Annotated in this window: 17 protein-coding genes; 5 read left to right on the top strand and 12 right to left on the bottom strand. The window is 66.6% G+C overall.

All coding sequences use genetic code 11. The features are described 5' to 3' along the window. Positions 1–140: 140 nt before the first annotated feature. From prsT to OU994_RS17960, 5 genes are all read right to left on the bottom strand, one after another. Positions 141–1,610, bottom strand: coding sequence for an XrtA/PEP-CTERM system TPR-repeat protein PrsT (gene prsT, locus OU994_RS17980; RefSeq protein WP_281607002.1), 1,470 nt, complete (start codon positions 1,608–1,610; stop codon positions 141–143). 93 nt (positions 1,611–1,703) lie between these two features. Further along, complete coding sequence (locus OU994_RS17975) at positions 1,704–2,366, bottom strand: response regulator transcription factor (RefSeq protein WP_281607001.1); 663 nt, start codon at positions 2,364–2,366, stop codon at positions 1,704–1,706. A gap of 232 nt (positions 2,367–2,598) precedes the next feature. After that, entirely contained in the window at positions 2,599–3,090 is a 492-nt protein-coding gene (locus OU994_RS17970; RefSeq protein ID WP_281607000.1) for a hypothetical protein, read from the bottom strand. Positions 3,091–3,553: 463 nt separating this feature from the next. After that, positions 3,554–3,955 (bottom strand): Hpt domain-containing protein, encoded by a 402-nt coding sequence (locus OU994_RS17965; protein WP_281606999.1) that lies wholly within the window; start codon positions 3,953–3,955, stop codon positions 3,554–3,556. Further along, on the bottom strand, positions 3,952–5,229 hold the full coding sequence (locus OU994_RS17960; protein ID WP_281606998.1) for an alpha/beta hydrolase: 1,278 nt from the start codon (positions 5,227–5,229) through the stop codon (positions 3,952–3,954). The genes OU994_RS17965 and OU994_RS17960 overlap by 4 nt, the downstream gene beginning before the upstream one ends. A gap of 253 nt (positions 5,230–5,482) precedes the next feature. Here OU994_RS17960 and OU994_RS17955 point away from each other — a divergent pair, with 253 nt between their 5' ends. Further along, positions 5,483–6,652, top strand: coding sequence for a PepSY domain-containing protein (locus OU994_RS17955; RefSeq protein ID WP_281606997.1), 1,170 nt, complete (start codon positions 5,483–5,485; stop codon positions 6,650–6,652). Beyond that, entirely contained in the window at positions 6,649–6,849 is a 201-nt protein-coding gene (locus tag OU994_RS17950) for a hypothetical protein (RefSeq protein WP_281606996.1), read from the top strand. Before OU994_RS17955 ends, OU994_RS17950 begins: the two co-directional genes overlap by 4 nt. Positions 6,850–6,874: 25 nt before the next feature. Here the strand turns inward: OU994_RS17950 and OU994_RS17945 are convergent, their stop codons facing one another. The 5 genes from OU994_RS17945 to OU994_RS17925 all read right to left on the bottom strand — a co-directional run bounded on the left by OU994_RS17945 (position 6,875) and on the right by OU994_RS17925 (position 11,582). Continuing rightward, a complete protein-coding gene (locus tag OU994_RS17945) occupies positions 6,875–7,441 on the bottom strand; it encodes a hypothetical protein (protein WP_281606995.1) in 567 nt (188 codons plus the stop codon). 89 nt (positions 7,442–7,530) lie between these two features. Then, on the bottom strand, positions 7,531–8,373 hold the full coding sequence (locus OU994_RS17940; RefSeq protein WP_281606994.1) for a peptidase: 843 nt from the start codon (positions 8,371–8,373) through the stop codon (positions 7,531–7,533). A gap of 53 nt (positions 8,374–8,426) precedes the next feature. After that, positions 8,427–9,230 carry a transglutaminase family protein gene (locus OU994_RS17935; protein ID WP_131145757.1) on the bottom strand — a complete coding sequence of 268 codons (804 nt, stop codon included), beginning with the start codon at positions 9,228–9,230 and terminating at the stop codon, positions 8,427–8,429. A 9-nt stretch (positions 9,231–9,239) separates the two neighbouring features. Further along, positions 9,240–10,175 carry an alpha-E domain-containing protein gene (locus tag OU994_RS17930; RefSeq protein ID WP_131145758.1) on the bottom strand — a complete coding sequence of 312 codons (936 nt, stop codon included), beginning with the start codon at positions 10,173–10,175 and terminating at the stop codon, positions 9,240–9,242. An 18-nt stretch (positions 10,176–10,193) separates the two neighbouring features. After that, positions 10,194–11,582 (bottom strand): circularly permuted type 2 ATP-grasp protein, encoded by a 1,389-nt coding sequence (locus OU994_RS17925; RefSeq protein WP_373922622.1) that lies wholly within the window; start codon positions 11,580–11,582, stop codon positions 10,194–10,196. A 205-nt stretch (positions 11,583–11,787) separates the two neighbouring features. Here OU994_RS17925 and OU994_RS17920 point away from each other — a divergent pair, with 205 nt between their 5' ends. Together OU994_RS17920 and OU994_RS17915 are read left to right on the top strand one after the other, a co-directional pair. Then, positions 11,788–12,303: a chemotaxis protein CheD gene (locus OU994_RS17920; protein ID WP_281606993.1), complete on the top strand. Its 516-nt coding sequence runs from the start codon at positions 11,788–11,790 to the stop codon at positions 12,301–12,303. A 42-nt stretch (positions 12,304–12,345) separates the two neighbouring features. Continuing rightward, the gene (locus OU994_RS17915; RefSeq protein ID WP_281606992.1) at positions 12,346–13,062 is read left to right on the top strand and encodes an SDR family NAD(P)-dependent oxidoreductase; all 717 of its coding nucleotides are present in this window, start codon (positions 12,346–12,348) and stop codon (positions 13,060–13,062) included. Positions 13,063–13,210: 148 nt separating this feature from the next. On the opposite strand, the gene OU994_RS17910 is transcribed toward OU994_RS17915, so the two are convergent. Together OU994_RS17910 and OU994_RS17905 are read right to left on the bottom strand one after the other, a co-directional pair. Next, entirely contained in the window at positions 13,211–14,242 is a 1,032-nt protein-coding gene (locus OU994_RS17910) for a pentapeptide repeat-containing protein (protein ID WP_281606991.1), read from the bottom strand. A 145-nt stretch (positions 14,243–14,387) separates the two neighbouring features. Continuing rightward, positions 14,388–16,508, bottom strand: coding sequence for a TonB-dependent receptor (locus tag OU994_RS17905; RefSeq protein WP_281606990.1), 2,121 nt, complete (start codon positions 16,506–16,508; stop codon positions 14,388–14,390). A 275-nt stretch (positions 16,509–16,783) separates the two neighbouring features. Here OU994_RS17905 and OU994_RS17900 point away from each other — a divergent pair, with 275 nt between their 5' ends. Continuing rightward, entirely contained in the window at positions 16,784–17,815 is a 1,032-nt protein-coding gene (locus tag OU994_RS17900) for a DNA-binding protein (RefSeq protein ID WP_281606989.1), read from the top strand. Positions 17,816–18,168 lie beyond the last annotated feature (353 nt).

Raw genomic sequence — 18,168 nt, 5'->3', positions numbered from 1 at the left:
GTGAACGCCAAAACGGCACCACGCGGCGCCGCTTCATGCCGCCGGATTGCGTGCCGGCGAGGTCGAATATTTGGCAACTGCCAAATATACAGTGCTCTGGCCCTATTTATCCAGAAACCTAAGTTACTGATTTCATTCAGCTAATTCTCGGTTATGCAAACCGGACCATTCTGCAGGTTTTGCAGCATGGCGCTGTCGCCCTTGGCGATCATGGCGTCCACCACGCTGAGCGCCTTGTCGAGCTGCTTGTCGCGCATATGGCTCAGCACCAGCAGCGTTCCTGCACGCTCCGCACCGCCGCCCCCTTGCGCCGCGCGTTCCAGTTCGGCGATCGCTTTGGGACTGTCGCCCATCTGCAGCCGGCTGAAGCCGTGGCCAAGGCGCAGTTCGCTTCGCTCCGGCTTCAACTCGCTGGCTTTCTCAAAATAGGCGGCGGACTGCGCAAAATTATGCGCCTGCATCTCCGCCTCGCCGGCCAGGGCCAGCAGGTCGGCGTCGTTCGGGGTGCCCTTCAGCGCGGCCCGCATGATGTTGAGTGCGTCGTCCCGCTTGCCGCTGCGCAGCGTTACGGTCGCCAGCAGTTTCGTCGCGTAGGGGTGCTCCGGATTGGCTTGCAGGAACTGGGTCAGGTATTGCTCGGCGCGGGTATCTGAGCCCGTCAGCACCGATACCGCGCCAGCCAGCAGCACGCTGGGCATATGCTCGGGTGCCACGCGAAGCACTTGCTGCACCTGCTCCAATGCGGACTTGTAGCGCTTCTCGCGAAAATCCAGCAGCGCCTGCGAATAGGAGATCATCAGGTTCTTTGGCTGTGCCTTCCGGGCCAGCTTGATCTGCTGGCGGGCGTCATCCAGGCGGTCTTGCTGGATCGCGAGGTTGGCCAGATCGAGGCGCGCTTGCACATTGTTCGGCTTGATGTCGAGGATGCGCTCGTAGCTCTTGCGCGCTGCCGCCGGCTCGTGGGCGGCAAGTTGCAGGTCCCCCTTCAGCCGCAGCGCATCGACATTGTCGGGATTCTGGGCAATGGCCTGCTCCAGCAATTGCCCGGCCTTATCCGGCTGGGCGCCGATGAGCGCCTGCTTCGCCAGGCCAAGGGTGGCATCCGACAGCCCCGGTTTCAGCTGCAAGGCACGCTCGAACATGGAGCGGGCTTCGTCGGGCCGGCCCAGGTAGAGCAGGGCCTGCCCGCGCAGGGCCAGCGCCTCGGCACTGGCTCCCTGCGCGGGGAATTCGTCAAGCAGCCGCTGGAACTGGCTTTGCGACAGGAGCGCCTTGCCTAGCCCGGGCTGAACCAGGTCCGCCTGCGCGCCCAGTTCGCGGGCACGCCGCAGTTCCTTTTCCGCCGAAGCCATGTCGCCGGTATCGAGGTACATCTGGCCCAGCATCAGCCGCGCCGTCACGTGGTCGGGTTGCTGTTGCACGATATTCTTGAGCTGGATGATCGCGGCTTTCGGATCGCCCTGGGCGCTGAAACGGCGGGCATCGGCCAGCAGCGCCTCCGCGGGCGGCGGGCGACTGCAGGCGCCAAGCGCCAGCAGCAAGGGAAGGGCACTCAGCGCCTTCAGGATGGATGTGGTACGAATACGGCGGCTGGACAAGCGATTCGGCATGACGGTCTCCATTGCAGGCTGAAATGCCAGCGTAGGAAATCGCCGGGCAAGCTCGTTGATCGCCGTCAACGAAGCCTGCCATCTTCAACATACTTATTGCATCGCCACAGCGGGGCGCGGCTGGCGGCCCGGCAAAGGGGCGGGCAGGCGGGTCCCGCTGCCGATCAAGCCGCGCTGCGCGGCCACGACCACCGCGTGGGTGCGCGCAGTAGCGTCGAGCTTGCTCATCAAGCCCTTGACATGGGTCTTGACAGTTCCCACGCCAATGCCAAGTTCGCGCGCGATCGACTTGTTGCAGCAGCCACGGGCCAGGAGTAACAGCACATCCGTTTCCCGGCCGGTCAGCGATTCCCGGCTCAGGCTGTCTGCGACACAGCGCGTGACCGCCTCGGCGAGATAGCGCATGCCCTGGCCCAGCTGTTGTACGGCCCGCACCAGTTCCTCCGCCGAGCAGCCCTGCAGAAGGTAGCCATGCACACCGCTGTCCATGGCCGTGCGCACCTGCCACTCCTTGTCGAGCTGGGTCACGATCAAGACACGGGGCGCGGCGCTGGAACGGTCCGGCGACAACTGCCTGGCCAGCATGATACCGCTATCGTAATCGGCAATGATCACGCGCGCATGGGCCTGGCCGTGCGGTTGCCGGTCCTGCAGCGTCAGGTGGAATGCCCCATGCTCGGCGAGCAGGGCATGGAGGCCGGCCGTCATGACGGCATCGGCGTGCATGATGTGGACGGATGGCTGGTTGGCTTGCATGGTCGTTCTCCTGTTCCGCAACAGCAGATCGCTGTTGCTTCTCATGCATTCATAATGAAACTGCAATGCGGAGAAGGCAAGTTAAGTGATGTTAAAAGCGTTAATTCGCGGCGCCGCGCGAGGCCGGGATACAGCGTTTGACAGCGCACCGGGAGCCTGCGGCAGTCAGCTCGCGTGATTCGCCAACGCGACGATACCTGGCAGCGTGCGGCCATCCATGCCGCCCGCGGCGCTATTTCGGGCTGCCGGTCGCGGCAAGCCAGCGGGCAGCTTCCTCGCTGCCACCTTGCGCCAGCGAGGCCAGGCGCAACACCGCCTTCGGATGCCTGTGCTCGGCCGCTTGCGCATACAGTGGCCAGGCCTTGTCGGCCTGGCGATCGCCGCCATCGCCGGCACGGTGGTACATTTCAGCCAGCTGGAACGCCGACTCGGCATCGCCGGCACGCGCCGCTTCCTCGAACAGCCGCATCGCTTCGCCGCGGCGCGGTGTCTTGTTTTGGTAAAGCATGCCCAGTTCACGCTTGGCCACGACGGAACCTTGCTCGGCCCACTCGCGCAGCCTTCGCTCGGCCGCGGCACCGCCATGCGCGCTCAGGCGCTGCGCCACCGCCTCGATGACAGATGCCGGCGGCACCGCGCCTTCCTTCGCCTGGCAGGCGATCAGCGCGCCCACCATGACCAGCACCGACGAGATCAAAGCGCCGGACTTGTTGAATGATTCCATATTGTTCTTATTGCCTTATCAAGTCTGCACTTCGCAAGTCTGCACTGCGTCTGCATCGCGCTTGCACTGCGGAAACGGCCTGGCGGAGCGCATCAGCGCCGCTATGCTGCAGCATGCATGCTGCAACATCCATGTTGCAACCTCTGCCGCGCGGTCGAAAGTCGCGCGGTCGAAAGTCGCCAATCTTACCGATTACTGTTGAGTCGGGGCGCAGCAAAGCACGCACGGAACAGGCGTACCGGCCAGGCTGGCGCTACCCGGCGTCCGGCCCACCGCGACAGATGGGTCCGGAACGCTGTCGATCTTAGCATGTTGATTTTACGGAAAGGCGCAGGCGCCTCGGGGAAGTGGGTAACAATTGTAACGAGACGTTAGTACAGCCCAGTCTGCATGACGGATCGGCACGTCGAGCCACGCTGCGCGCAGCAGAGGCTTCAGTGCTGGTGGCGCCCGCCAGTCTTGCTTACTCGCGTTGCGCTGCGCGGCCGGCGTGCTGGTCGAGCCACGTGCCGGCATGGTCCATCACGAGCCTCAGTTCGCTTTCCGCGGCGGTGAACAGCAGGGGAATCTCGATTACCCTGCCTTCTGCCAGGGCCAGTTCCAATGCCAGGCAGGCGCCCACGAAGCGGCTGGCGCCGAGCTCGCTGACATCGTGCCGGAGGTTGTGCAGGATACGGCGCGCTTCCATGAAGCGTGCCTGTTGGACCGCCTCGCCCGCCAGGTTCAGCGGATCGATGCCGTTGCCGATGCAGGCGCGCACGCGGCGCACCACGTTGGCCACGGCGCGCGCGTCTCCGCCCATCTGGTCGACCAGCTCGTCCACGCAAAAGATCGCGTCGTCCGAGGCACTTGCATAGGCCGTCATGAAACCTCCCGTTCGTTGAATGTCCAGTAGCGCCCTGCGGGAACATCCACCGCCCGAAGACCGGCGCGTTGCGAAGGCGGCAGTTGCCCGGCGATCAGCTGCTGCATGTCCGCCAGCGCCGAGCGGCGCCCGGTATCGTGCGAAGCGCGGATGAGACTGGTATCGACATCGCTGGCGTCGATCGTCTCCACGCCCGGCGCCATCACCAGTGCGTCGCCGCTGTCGCCGGCACGCGGGTAGGGCCGCGTGCGCTGCGCCACCTGCAAGGTCTCGTCGCCGGATGAGGCATACAGCGTTATCCGGCTGCCGACCGCCGCCAGCGCCGGCGCCAGTTCACCGCGGAACACCGCCGCCTCGAGATCGGGTGCCGCCAGGATGATCTCGCGAAGTCGCGGCGCCAGGTCGGGACGGTCACGCGTGAGCGCAGCCACCACGCGCGCCAACGCCCGGGCGCCCATCCCGTGGCCCAGCAGGTATACCTGGTCGACCCTGGCTTGCTCGACCAGCCCGGTCAGGAACGCCGCCAGGTGCGGCAGCGTCCATTCCACATTCGACTCGTCGACGGCATAACCGGACAGCCGGCCTTGCGAGGGCCAGCTGTAGAACACCGGCACGCCGGCAAAATGCAGGTCGCTGGCGATCTGCGCGGTACGGCGCGCGGCATCTTCGAAGCTCACGCGGTAACCGTGCACGAACAGCAGGGCGCTGCCGCCCGCCCTGGCGACGGCATCGGCCACGGCGGGGAAGAATGGCTGCGGCGCCGTCACCTCCGCTCGCAGCAGCACCGCGTGGCCGTCCGGATCGGGCCGCGCGTGGCGCCGCAGCTGTGTCGGCAGTGCCGGTCGGTCGGGCAGGCCGTCGTGCCCGATGCCGACCTCGCAGCTGCCATAGCTGAGTTCGCCACGTGCGGCACCGAACTGGCGTGCCGGGTGCCGGTCGCCGGTGGGCTGCCGGTCGGTGGCAAAGAACACTTGCAGCACCACGCCTTGCCGGTCCACCGCGGCGGTCGGACGCAGTGCACGGCGCCGGTCCACTTCATCGACCAGGTTGCGCGCCGCCGCCCGCAGGTAACGGTCGCCTGCAAGCCCCGCGGCGGCCAGCGCATCGGACACGGCGAACTGGCGCGACAGCGAGCCAGGATCCTGTTCCAGATCGGCGATCGCTTCATCGACCCGGGGCGACTTGCCCGCCAGGCGCGATTTCAGCATCGTGTACGCGGCATCCATGCCCCCGTCGGCGATCGCGGCGGTCATTGCGGTGGTGATCACATCCATGAGAGCTTGCTCCGGGCTGCGGTAGGTCGTATCTCACCACAGCCCGCATTGCAAGTCCAGTCGGAAGTCAAGCGTGCCGCGCCTGTACGCCAGGGCCGCGATGCTGGCGATTCCGTGCTGGCGATTTCGTGCTGGCAATTCAATGCTGGCGACGGGCGCCCGCCGCGCGCCGGCTATCGCCACCGGATTTTTTTTGGTAAATGAGAACGGTTTGCATTATCATCCCCTCTTCACCACAGTCCCGCATACCGTCATGACCCCTGTCGCCGTCCGCCGTTGGGCCTGGATCCACAAATGGAGCAGCCTGGTCTGCACCGTCTTCATGCTGCTGCTTTGCATCACCGGGCTGCCGCTGATTTATCACCACGAGATCGGCCACCTGCTCGGTACCGAGGTCGAGGCGAAACCCATGCCGGCCAACACGCCGAAGGCGAGCATGGATGCGATCGTTGCGGCCGGCATGGCTGCCTATCCCGGCAAGAAGATGATGTACGCGTTCCAGGAGGCGGACGAGCCGAACCTGTGGCACCTGACGCTGGGCGACCATGGCACCGATGAAAACTACAAGGCCACCGCGGTCGATGCGCGCACCGCCGAAGTGCTGCCCACGCCGCAGTTCGAAGGCAGTTTCATGTCCGTCATGTTCCACCTCCATGTCGACCTGTATGCGGGCCTGTGGGGCAAGCTGTTCCTCGGGTTGATGGGGTTCCTGTTGCTGGTGGCGATCGTCTCGGGCGTGGTGCTGTACGCGCCCTTCATGCGCAAGCTGGAGTTCGGCACCGTCCGCCGTACCCGCACCGACCGTACCAAATGGCTGGACCTGCACAACCTGCTGGGCATCGTTACGCTGACGTGGCTGTTCGTGGTCGGCGGTACCGGCATGATCAATACGTGGGCCGACCTGATGCTGAAGTATTGGCAGTCGACGGAAATGGCCGACATGGTCGCGCCCTACAGGAACGCCGCGCCGATCAGGGAGTTCGGATCGCTCGCGGCGTCGGTGGAGCGGGCCCAGGCCCTGGAGCCGGGCATGAAGGTGGGCTTCATCGCCTTCCCCGGCACGCCGTACACGAGCGAACACCACTATGGCGTGTTCATGCATGGCGACGAACCGCTCACATCGCGCCTGTACAAGCCCGTGCTGATCGACGCCCAGACCACGGAGATAACGGACAGCCGCGACTTGCCGTGGTATCTGACCGCGCTGCTCGTCTCGCAGCCCCTGCACTTCGGCGACTATGGTGGCCCGGTGTTGCAATTCCTCTGGGCGGTGCTGGACGTGCTGACGATCATCGTCCTCGGCAGTGGCCTGTACCTGTGGGTGAAGCGGGGCGTGACCGTTCCGGTGCGCGCCACCGAAGAGGACGGCTCGGCGGCCGAGGCGACTGGCGTGCCGGCACTGGCCCGCGGAGAAGCGCGATGAGCCCGGCATTCCTGCGCCTGTGGGGCATGCCGATCCTGCTGGGCATCCTGACCGCGGTCGGCCTGGTCGCCGCACTGCTGGGAGATGGCTTGTGGGACGCCGTCTCCGGCGTCGCCCTCGGCTTGCCGGTATTGCTGGGCATATGGCACAGCCTGCGCCGGCAGGAACGCGTGCAGGATCGGCGGCCGGGTCGCTAGGCCGGCGCCTGGTCGACATCGTTCCCTAGGGCTCCGGCAGAGGCGGCAGTTCGGCGATGATGCGGCCATACTCGGCGGTCGCGTCGGCCAGCGCCGCGCGCTGGAACGTTACCTGCAATTCCAGGGTCTCCAGCCTGGCGGCGCCAGTCTGGCAGCGTGCCAGGCGTGCCGTGACTTCCTGCTGCCTGTGAAGATTGGCCGCAACGGCCGCCAGCAGCGAACAGATGCTTGCCACGCCGCACAGGATGCGCCAGCTCGGCGTGTCCGGCCCAGCGGACCCCAGCGCACGGGAGAGTTCGGGCCCACCCAGGGCCGGCGCCGCCGTCAGCACCGTTGCCACGGCGCTGGCGATCACGCTCAGCAGCGTCAGCGCATTGTCGCGGCGGTGCAAACCTTCGCCCGCCTGTCGAACGGCCAGCCGCTTGGCACGCACGATGGCCAGGAAGGCGCCGCGCTCGGCGTCCGATGACGCCGCATCCGGCCGGGGGTGTTCGTCACGCCGCTGTCCCGGACCGTGGCCGGATTCGTTCCCGGCTGCGTTCCCGGATTCGCTCCCCGGTCCATTGCCGCGCTCGTCTCCGGGCGCATGCATCGATTCCTGCGTAGGTTCCCGCATAGTCCTCCCGCTGGCTGGTCCGCGCTTCCTTCAGCATAGTGCCAACGGCGGACAAGTCCAGCCGCCTACTGCCGGGAATCGACGGCCTGCTGGGCCAGCGATTGCAGCATCGGCGGTGCCGCCACCGGCGCCACCGCTTCCGGTAGCGGCATGCGCACCGGTTGATCGTCCGCGCCGGGCATGGCTTGCCACTGGGGCGCGTCGATGCCTTCGAACACGCGGCGCAGCTGCTCGCCCCAGGTGCCGCGCAGCATCTGGAAATAGGCGTTCTTTTCATCGATCGTGACGAAGCGTGTCACTGCCAGGCTGTCGGCCTGGTAGGCCAGCAGGTCCAGCGGCAGGCCGACCGAGATGTTCGAGCGCAGCGTCGAGTCCATCGAGATCAGCGCGCACTTGACCGCGTCGTCGAGCGACGACCGGGGCGTGACCACGCGGTCGATGATGGGCTTGCCGTACTTCGCCTCGCCGATCTGGAAATAGGTATTCTCGTCGCGCGCCTCGATGAAATTGCCGGCCGAGTAGACCTGGAACAGCCGGCATGCTTCGCCGCGGATCTGCCCGCCGAAAATGATCGACACATTGAATTCGATATTGAACTGCGCCAGCGCCTGCGCTTCGCGCTGGTGGATCGCGCGCACCGCCTCGCCGACGATGCGCGTCGCCTCGTACATGTTCGGCGCGGTCCAGATGGTAAAGCCGTTGAGGCCCACGTGATCATGCAGCAGTTGCAGCACCGACTGGGAGATCGACAGATTGCCCGCCGTCATCAGCACCATGGTCCGGTCGCCCGGATTCTCAAACACGTTCATCTTGCGGAACGTGCCGATCTGGTCGACCCCGGCATTGGTGCGCGAATCGGACAGGAAGACCAGCCCGGCGTCGAGCCGCATCGCAACACAGTATGTCATGGGATTCCGCTTCCACGTTTCGTTGATGGGCCAGCCGTGCCCGGCCGGCAGGATTACTGCTGGACGATCCGGACGTCCACGTCGAGCACCTCGCCACCGCCGCCATGCCGCACGCCGCGCACCGGCGCAGCCGCTTCGTAGTCGCGGCCGACGGCGATGCGGCAATACGCGTCCGTCATCAGCCGCGAGTGCGTCACGTCGATGCTGATCCAGCCATCGTAGCCGGGATCGCTGGCCCACGCATCCACCCACGCATGGCTGGCGGCGTGGCCGGTATCTTCCGGATCGATATAGCCGGAGACGTAGCGCGCCGGAATTCCGTGCGCGTGGCAGCACGCCAGGAAGATGTGCGCGTGGTCCTGGCAAACGCCGCGGCCCAGCTGCAGCGCGGTGCTGGCCGGCGTCGTCACTTCGGTCGCACCGCTTTGATACCGTACCGCACCAAAGATGTGCTCGGCCAGCTTCATCAGGTGGCGGGTGCGGGCGCGGCCGTCCGGCAGGCATGCCGCGGCCAGTTCCAGGATGCCCGGCGTCGGCGCGGTGAGCCGGGTCGGCACCGTGTAGATCAGCGGCGACAGGGAATCGTTGGCGGCGATGCGGCCCTGCCACGGCACGCTGGTTTCCACCACGCCCTGGGCCACGATCGACAGCGCGCCGTGGGCCTGGTCGAGCGTCAGCATGTGCGACAGGTTGCCGTAGGCATCCGTGTAGGCGTTCAGGTGGCCGGGCGCCAGCAGCTTCCAGTGCAGCGCGTGCTGCTGCGGTTCGATGCGCGGCGTCAGGTGCAGTTGCTGGATCGTGTAGGCCAGCGGTTCGGTGTAGGTGTACCGGGTTTGGTGGCGGATCGACAGTTGCATGGGATCTCCTCAGGCGGCCAGGGGGACCAGGAAGTCGCGGCTCACGCGGTTCCCCAGCTCATAGATACGGCGCAGGAATTGGGTCAGGTAGTCGTGCAGGCCGGCGCGCAGCAGGTCTTCGATGCGGGCAAAGCGCAGCTCCGCGTGCAGCTGCCCGGCCAGGCGTTCCGTTTCACCGGAGGTCGCGTTGCGTACCTCGCGCAGGTTGTTGACGAGCGCCTCCATGCAGGCCAGCAGCGAACGGGGCATGTCCGCGCGCAGCATCAGCATCTCGGCCACGCGTTCGGGCGTGATCACATCGCGGTACATCTTGCGGTAGATCTCGAATCCGGAAACGGAGCGCAGCAGCGCCGCCCAATAGTAGAAATCGCGCCGGCCGCGCTCGTCGCCGTCGCCGTGGTACTTGACGTCCAGGATGCGCGCTGTATTGTCGGCCCGCTCGAGGAACGTGCCGAGGCGGATGAAGTGCACGGCCTCGTCCTGCAGCATGGTGCCGATCGTCACGCCGCGCGACAGGTGCGAGCGGTACTTGACCCATTCGAAGAACTGCAGCGGATCGCGTTCGTGCAGGCGGTCGCGCAACTTGAACTGCAGGTCCAGCCAGGTCTGGTTCTGCACTTCCCACACTTCCGTCGTCAGCGTGCCGCGCACCGCGCGGGCATTCTCGCGGGCGCCGTTCAGGCAGGCCGCGATGGACGATGGATTCAACGGGTCGCGCACCATGAAGTCGATCACGTCGCGCGGCACCAGCGCCCCATGGCGGCTGTCATAGGCGTGCTGCAGTTCCGAAATGCCCAGCATGGCGCGCCAGGCCTGCTGCGCATCCGCTTCCGACTGCGGCAGCAGCGCGGTCTGCACGTTCACGTCCAGCATGCGGGCCGTATTCTCGGCGCGCTCGGTATAGCGGGCCATCCAGTACAGATGGTCGGCGGTGCGGCTCAGCATCTTGTGTCCCCTTAATGTTCAGTTTTCCAGCACCCAGGTGTCCTTCGTGCCGCCACCCTGCGAGGAGTTGACCACCAGCGATCCTTCCTTCAGCGCCACGCGGGTCAAACCGCCGGGCACGATCGAGGTGGTCTTGCCGGACAGGACGAACGGGCGCAGGTCGACGTGGCGCGGCGCCACGCCCGAGGCCACGAAGGTGGGGCAGTTCGACAAGGCCAGCGTCGGCTGGGCGATGTAGCCTTCCGGCCGGGCCAGCAGGCGGGCCCGGAACTCCTCGATCTGCGCCTTGGTCGAGGCGGGCCCGACCAGCATGCCGTAGCCGCCGGCGCCATGTACTTCCTTCACCACCAGGTCGGGCAGGTTGTCCAGGGTGTAGCGCAGGTCCTCGCTCTTCCTGCACTGGTAAGTGGGCACGTTGTTCAGCACCGGCTGTTCGGACAGGTAGAACCGGATCATCTCCGGCACGTAGGGATAGATCGACTTGTCGTCCGCCACGCCGGTGCCGATGGCGTTGGCCAGCGTGACGCGCCCGGCCCGGTACACCGACAGCAGCCCCGGCACGCCCAGCGACGAATCGGCGCGAAATGCCAGCGGGTCGAGGAAGTCGTCGTCCAGCCGGCGGTAGATCACGTCGACCCGGCGCGGGCCGCGCGTGGTGCGCATGTACACGGCATTATCGTTGACGAACAAATCCTTTCCTTCGACCAGTTCGACACCCATCTGCTGGGCCAGGAAGGCATGCTCGAAATAGGCCGAGTTGTACATGCCGGGGGTCATCACCACCACGGTCGGGTCCGATGCGCCGACCGGGGCCACCGAGCGCAGGTTGTCCAGCAGCAGGTCGGGGTAATGGTCCACGGGCGCTACCCGGTGCCGGGCAAACAGTTCCGGATACAGGCGCATCATCATCTTGCGGTCTTCCAGCATGTACGACACACCGGAGGGCACCCGCAGGTTATCCTCCAGCACGTAGAACTCGCCTTCGCCGGCGCGCACGATGTCGACGCCGGCGATGTGCGCATAGATGTCCGATACCACGCTGATGCCCTGCATTTCGGGCCGGTATTGGGCATTGCGGTAGATCTGTTCGGCAGGCACCACGCCGGCGCGGATGATGTGCTGGTCGTGATAGATGTCGTGGATGAACATGTTCAGCGCCTGTACGCGCTGTACCAGTCCGCGCTGCAAGTGGGCCCACTCGGCCGCCGGAATGATGCGGGGAATCGCGTCGAACGGTATCAGCCGTTCGGTGCCCGCGTCGTCGCCGTAGACGGCAAAGGTGATGCCGACGCGGCGGAACGTCAGGTCCGCTTCGATCCGCTTGCGTTCCAGCGCTTCAGGTGTCTGCTGGGCCAGCCAGTTGTCGAATTCCCGGTAGTGGGGCCGCACGCCGTCCGGCGCTGTCATTTCATTGTAGAACTGCACGATGGTTTTCCTCCCGCGAATATGGAAGTTTATGCAATACACGTGCCAAGTCGCTGCACGATTGAAAATGCGCCTGCGGCGACGGTGAAAATCCTTTACAGTTGAGTTTCCTCAGTGCATCATTACGTGCCGACCCAATCAATGTCCGGCACGCGCATTTTTCCGACAACTTCACGATTGGGTTCGCATGGCCATCACCGTCCCGCGTCCGGCAACGACCGGTTCCGCACCACGTCCCCCGCAGGCCGATACCCGGCATGTGTGGGCGGGCGCGTTCGCGGTCGGCAGCGGCGACATGGTCCTGACGGCGCTGCTGGGTTCCTGTGTCGGCATCGGCATCATCTGGCGCCGCAAGAAGCGCTGCGCACTGGCGCACTGCCTGCTCGGGGATGCGCCCGCCGGTGACACGGGCGTCGACGTCCGCTATGTCAGCAATGCCGTGCCGGCGCTGCTGCGCAGCCTGGGCGCGCGGCCGGCCGACTATGCGGAACTCGAAGTCGTCGCGGCAGGCGGCGCCAGCCTCTTCGAACGCCTGCCGTCCCCGATGCGGGTCGGCGAGCGCAACGTCATTGCCTTCGAACGCGCCATGGCGGCATACGGCCTGCGCGTGGTCCACCAGTTCCTCGGCGGCAGCCTCGGTTCGCGTATCACCCTCGATTGCGCCACGCTGACCTACGACACGCGCCGCCTCGGCCCCGCCTGAGCGCACCGTTACAATGGCGCTTTCGCTCGTCTGGGAGGAAGCATGAAAGCCATCGTTACGGGACACAGCCGCGGTCTGGGGGAGGGCGTCGCGCGCGCGCTGCTGGCGCGTGGCGTGCAAGTCATGGGCATTGCCCGCCACGGCAACCAGGCACTGCCCGCAATGCACCAGGTCGCGCTCGACCTGGCCGACGCGGCCGCATTGCAGGCCTGGCTCGCAGGCGGCGAACTGGCCGCGTTCCTCCACGGCACGGACAGCGCACTGCTGGTGAACAACGCCGGCGTCGTGCAACCCGTCGGCGCGCCGGGCACGCAGGGCGCGGCGCGGCTGGCGCTGGCCGTGTCGGTGAACGTGACCGCGGCCCTGGTGCTGACGGACGCCTTCGTGGCTGCAAGCAACGGCTGCGCCGACCGCCGCGTGGCGCATGTCTCCAGCGGCGCGGGCAGGGCACCCTACGGCGGCTGGAGCACGTATTGCGCCACCAAGGCCGCGCTGGACATGCATGCGCGCGCCGTCGCGCTCGACGCCATCCCCAACCTGGCCATTGCCAGCGTCGCGCCCGGCGTCATCGACACGGCGATGCAGGAAGAGATCCGTGGCACGCCAGAGCGCGACTTCCCCGCGATCGGGCGTTTCATGGCGCTCAAGCGGGATGGCGCACTGGCCGATCCCCTCGTCGCCGGCGCGCAACTGGTCGACTACCTCCTCGATGCGCGGTTCGGCACAACGCCGCTGGCCGATCTGCGCGACGCGCGGTAGCACGGGGCACGACACATCCGGTCGGGCGAGATCGCCGGTTCCGGATTGCCGGTGTCAGGCAAGGCGCTGCGCAATGACGAAATGACGAAATGACGAAATGACGAAATGACGAAATGACGAAACGGCGGACCGGCATACCGGCAAGGGCTCACGGCACGCTGGCCGCCAGCCTGCTCACCAGTGCCAGCTCGCCGCCCATGCCGGGCCACGCGAAGCGTGCGCCGTCGGTGGCCGCGCCGGTGAAATCGCCGCGCCGGCAGATGCTGCGGGCAAAGTCGGCACCGTGTGCGCGCGCATGCTGCATGCGCGCGCCGATCAGGCTGCAGAATGGGAAGTGCGCATTGTCGAGCACGCTGCCAGCCAGGTCGCAGGTGCCGAAATCGGCGCGCACGAAGCGGCCTCCCGACAGATCGGCACCGGCCAGCCGGGCGCCGTGGAAGTTGCAGTCGACAGCGCGTGCGCCGCGCAGCAGCGCGCCGTGCCAGTCGGTGCCGGCGGCGGCCTGCAGCCCGTCGAGCTCGGCGTGTTGCCAGTTGCTGCCCGCCAGGTCGGCGCCACTGAGCGCGCAGCCGCGCAGGCGGGCCTGGCGGAAGTCGGCACGGGGCAGTTGCGCGCGCAGTGCCAGCACCTTGTCCCAGCGCACGGCGCGCCAGCGGCTGGCCTCGGCGTGGGCATCGAGCAAGACCATCGACGTCGCCCGGCTGCGGTCCAGTACGGCGTGGTTCAGCGTGATGCCCACGGCGACAAACTCGTCGAGCAGCGCATCGCTCAGGTCGGCACCGGGCCAGCATGCATCGTTGGCCCGGACGCCCCGCAGCGAGGCGCCCCATAGCCGCGCATGTACGGCGCGGCTGCCATCGAGGCAGGCGCCGTCGAAGCGTGCACCCGAACAATCCGCGTCATCGAGCAGCACGCCGGTCAGCAAGGCATGGCGCAACAGGGTGCCGCGCAGGCTCGCGCCGCGCAGGTCGGTTCGTTCCAGCACCGCGCCGGAAAGATCCGCTCCGTCGAGCACCATGCCGCGCAGGTCGGCACCGGACAGGTCGCGGCCGGCCATCGGCGCGCCGGCCCGCAGCAGGTCGCGCAGTTGCTCCGCGGCGGGCACGCGCGCCGGCAGAAGCGGACCGCAGGGGGAGGGGCGGCGCAGCCGCCCCCACAGCGCTGATGAAAGGATGTTCATGACCGGGCTCCAGCGTGGGATACATGTCGGACACACGCGCCGATTATGGACCTGTCACCCCGATCGATTAAGCCCCCGGCTCAGCCAGATGCAATAGTTTTGATAAATCGCAAACGATTTTGGGGAACTTTGCTGCGCCAGCGAATCAGAAGCTGCGCGTATAAGTTGCCGAATACGTGCGGCCACGGCCGGCAAAGTAGGACAGCGGATCCTTCAGGTACACCGATTGCGGGTAATAGCCGATGTACTGCCGGTCCGTCAGGTTGTCGATGCCGAGGCCGAAGCGGCCCCAGCGCGTGTCCCACGTGGCCGCCACGTCGGCCAGCGTGTAGCCGCGGAAATGCTCTTCCAGGCTGATGGGGCCGGCCATCCGGCCGATATTGATGTCCCGATCGGCCAGGCGGGTCGCCTGCAGCCGCAGGCGCGTGCCCGGCAGCGGCTGCCAGTTGGCACCGAGCACCAGCTTGTCCGGCCCTTGCGCGCGGGCGCCCAGTGCCAGGTCCATTGGCGCCCCGGCGCTTGCCGCGGTCTTGCCCATGGTCCGGGCATACGTGGCGAACGCCGACAGCGTGGCGGTAGCCCGCAACTCGGTGGAGACTTCCCAGCCGCGCACGGTGGTCGGCACGCGGTCCAGCACGCCGAGGCCTTCGGCGTTGATCCGCAGCACGGTGCCCAGTTCCGAGCGCGAGTCGTAGAACGATGCGCCGGCGCTGCCCCGCGCGCCACGCCAGTTGATGCCGATTTCCCTGCTGCGGGTGATGACCGGCTGCAGTTCGAACAGGGTGTCGACCGACTGGCCGGGGCGGTTGACGCCGCGCAGGACTATGCCCACGTCCGGCAAGCCGAAGCCTTCGGAGGACGACACGAACACCGACCATGCGGGGGCGAAGCGCCACACGGCGCCGATGTTCTTCACCGCCTTGTCGAACGAGCGCTTGCCGCCGCCGACCGCCACCCCGCCGTACGACCACAGCGTGGTGTAGGGGGCTACGTCAAGCCGGGCGGATTCGCGGCGCACGCCGCCGCGCACCGTGACCGGGCCGGCTTCGTACTCCAGTTGCACGAACGGCGCGGTCGACGTGAAGTCGAGGGTCGGCACCCAGGTGCGGTTCGTCAGCGCCATGCGCTGGCCACTGCGGTCGCGCAGGTAATCGAATCCCAGCGTGGCCTCCAGTCCCGGCACGGGCAGGTCCTGCCGCACCCACGTGATCCTGGCGCCATGCTTGTCGGCGTTGATTTCGGATTGGTCGAACAGCATGCCGACCGGTGCCAGGCGGGCATCCTGGAACGTGATCGTGTTGCTGCCGCCGTACAGTGCCGTGAAATCCTGGCTGAACACCTGTACCGCCAGGGCGCCACCCAGCAGCGAAGCATGGCGGTAATCCAGGCTGGCGGTGCGCACGTCGTTGCGGGCCGGATTGCCCGGCGGGCGTCCCGGCACCGAGGACGTGGGGATGCCGCGGGCGAAATCGGCGGGCACCGTGCGGTAATCGAGCTCGCCGCGGAAATTGAAGCGGTTGACCGTCAGCTGCAGGCGCTGTTCGCCGACATCGCGGCCCAGCTTGAGGAACACGTCGTGCCCGCCCGCATCGAGGGTATCGCCTTGCAGCGCATCGATGCCGATCCGGCGGCCGCTGCCGTCGTAGGCCATGCCGCGCCGTTGCACGCTCGCGTAGCCGAACAGATCGAAGGCACCGGACTTGTGCGACACCGAAACACCGGTTTTCCAGTCCAGGTTGTCATGGCGGAATCCCGTGGCAGCCCTGGCGTGCACGGCGACCGTGGTCCCCGGTTGGCGCGGCGTCTTCGTGATGTAGTTGATGATGCCGCCGGTGGCGCCCATGCCCTGCATGGCCGAGGCGCCGGCGATCACTTCGATCCGTTCGATGATCGCGGTATCCGCGAAAAAACCCTCGCGCATGCCGGCGCGCAGCGGATTGGACTGCGGAACGCCATCGAGCAGGATCAGCGGTGTGCGCCCGCGCAGCGATTCTCCGGTCGAGGAAATCTTTTGCCGGCTCGGCGAATATCCCGGTATGTAGGTGGCCAGCGCGGCCGAGGGATCGTCCGCCAGCAGGTATTGCGTTTCCAGGTCGCGCTGGGACACCACCGTCACCGCGCCCGGGATCCTGTCGACCGTTTTTGCGGTCCGCGTCGCCGTGACCACCACTTCAGCGACCGGCACCTCCTGCGCCCGAACCGGCGCGTGGCCCAGCGCCACACATGCTAGCGCCAGGGCATGCGGAATCGGGCACGGTCGGACCATGTGGCGCGCTCCTGGAAATTGATGTAAAGAAAGTCGGTGATGATAGCTGTTCTGAAAAGCAACAGCAATGTGCCAGAATGCAACAGCAGACGTCATACCCACCGCGATAATGTATCAAATGATCACTTTTCGCGTCTTACTGACGGAACGCTAGCCGGCATACCCCGCACCGCTCTCGCGAACCTGGACTCCCGATGCTGAATTCGCCGTTCGCCCGTAAATAAGGGTGAGTAGGATATACTACGTAATACGTTGTATTATTAATTGGAGGAGGCATGGAACCGGTTTTGACTGCGGAAGCGCAGCTGTTGAACGACGTGGAAGCGCTGAGGACGCGCTATTCCAACACCCAGGAGCTGTACCGTGAAGTGTGCGCCGTGATGTTTTTCCGGTATGGCATGACGCCCACGGCCAACCGGCTTTACCAGCTGGTTCGCAAAGGCAGCATGTCGGCGCCAGCGGAAGCGCTGGCGAAATTCTGGAGCCAGTTGCGGGAGCGCAGCCGGGTCACGATCGATGGTCCGGACTTGCCTGAAAGCTTGCGCAGCGGTGCTGGCGAGTTGCTGACCGCCCTGTGGAAACAGGCCCAGGAAGCCGCCGGCGAGGCGCTGGCGGCACTGCGTGCCGAAGCGGAAACCCGCATCGCCGATGCCGCCAGGGCAGAGGAGGCCGCGGTGGTGCGCATTGCGGGCCTGGCGGCGGAGCTGGCGGCCGAGCGGGAAATCTCCGGCGCGGCGCGCAAGGAGCTCGCCGCGCTGCGCCACCAGCTGGCCGCCGGCGAAGCCATCAACGCAAAGCTGCGCCAGCGCGTGGAGGATGCGCGCAAGGAACTGAATGAACAGCATGCCTGGTTCAGGACGGTGGAGCGCGACCATGCGGCGTCGCTCGACAAACTGCGTGTGCAGCTGCAGGCCGAGCGCGATGCTGCCGTCGCCGCCCATCGCCAGGCAGTCGAGGAGCGCGAGCGTGAGCATGCGGCCTTACTCAGGCTGCAAAAGGCACTTGAAACCGAGCGCGACGCCGGCGCGGCCGCCCTGGAAAGCCAGCGTGCCGAGTTGCGCGATGTGGTGTCGCAGCTTGCAGGATTGCACCAGCGCATCGGCATGCTGGAAGGCAGTGCCACCGCCGCGGCAGCAGCGCGGGACGACGCGCTCCAAGTGCTGGCCGCCGTGCGCCGCGAACTGGCGGTGGCGCAGGCGGAAGCGGCGGCCGCTGCCGGACGCGCCGCGGCGCTGGAGACGGCCTTGCATCACACCGCCGGCCGGGCTGGTCCAGCCACCCCCCGCAAGCGCCCGCCTGCTGGCTGAGCATGGGCTGGCTGCGCTGCGGGAAGCCACGGCATTGGCAGCACTGCTTCATTGGCAGCACTGCTTCATTGGCAGCACTGCTTCACCACGCACGCGGGCGCTGACGGGCGGCGCCGCGTGCCGGTATCGCCGACCGGCGCGGACATCGATCAGCTCCCCCGGCTGATCCGTTCGGCATCGTGCGCGCCGCGCAAGTACGTCACGCTAACGCCTCGCACGTTCTCCCTGTTGCGGCTTTGGTACAAATCAGCCTCCCACTCGTGCTTGGCCGGTCGCCACTGATGGGTGAATCAATCACTGGAATGAGCGTTTTGCGAGCAAGCGGCGAATGAAATTGATCGTCGGTCGACCAA

This window comes from Pseudoduganella sp. SL102, from assembly GCF_027856995.1.
In the GTDB taxonomy this organism is placed as follows: Bacteria; Pseudomonadota; Gammaproteobacteria; order Burkholderiales; family Burkholderiaceae_D; genus Rugamonas; species Rugamonas albidiflava.
This window is presented reverse-complemented; position numbering and strand designations above follow the sequence as displayed.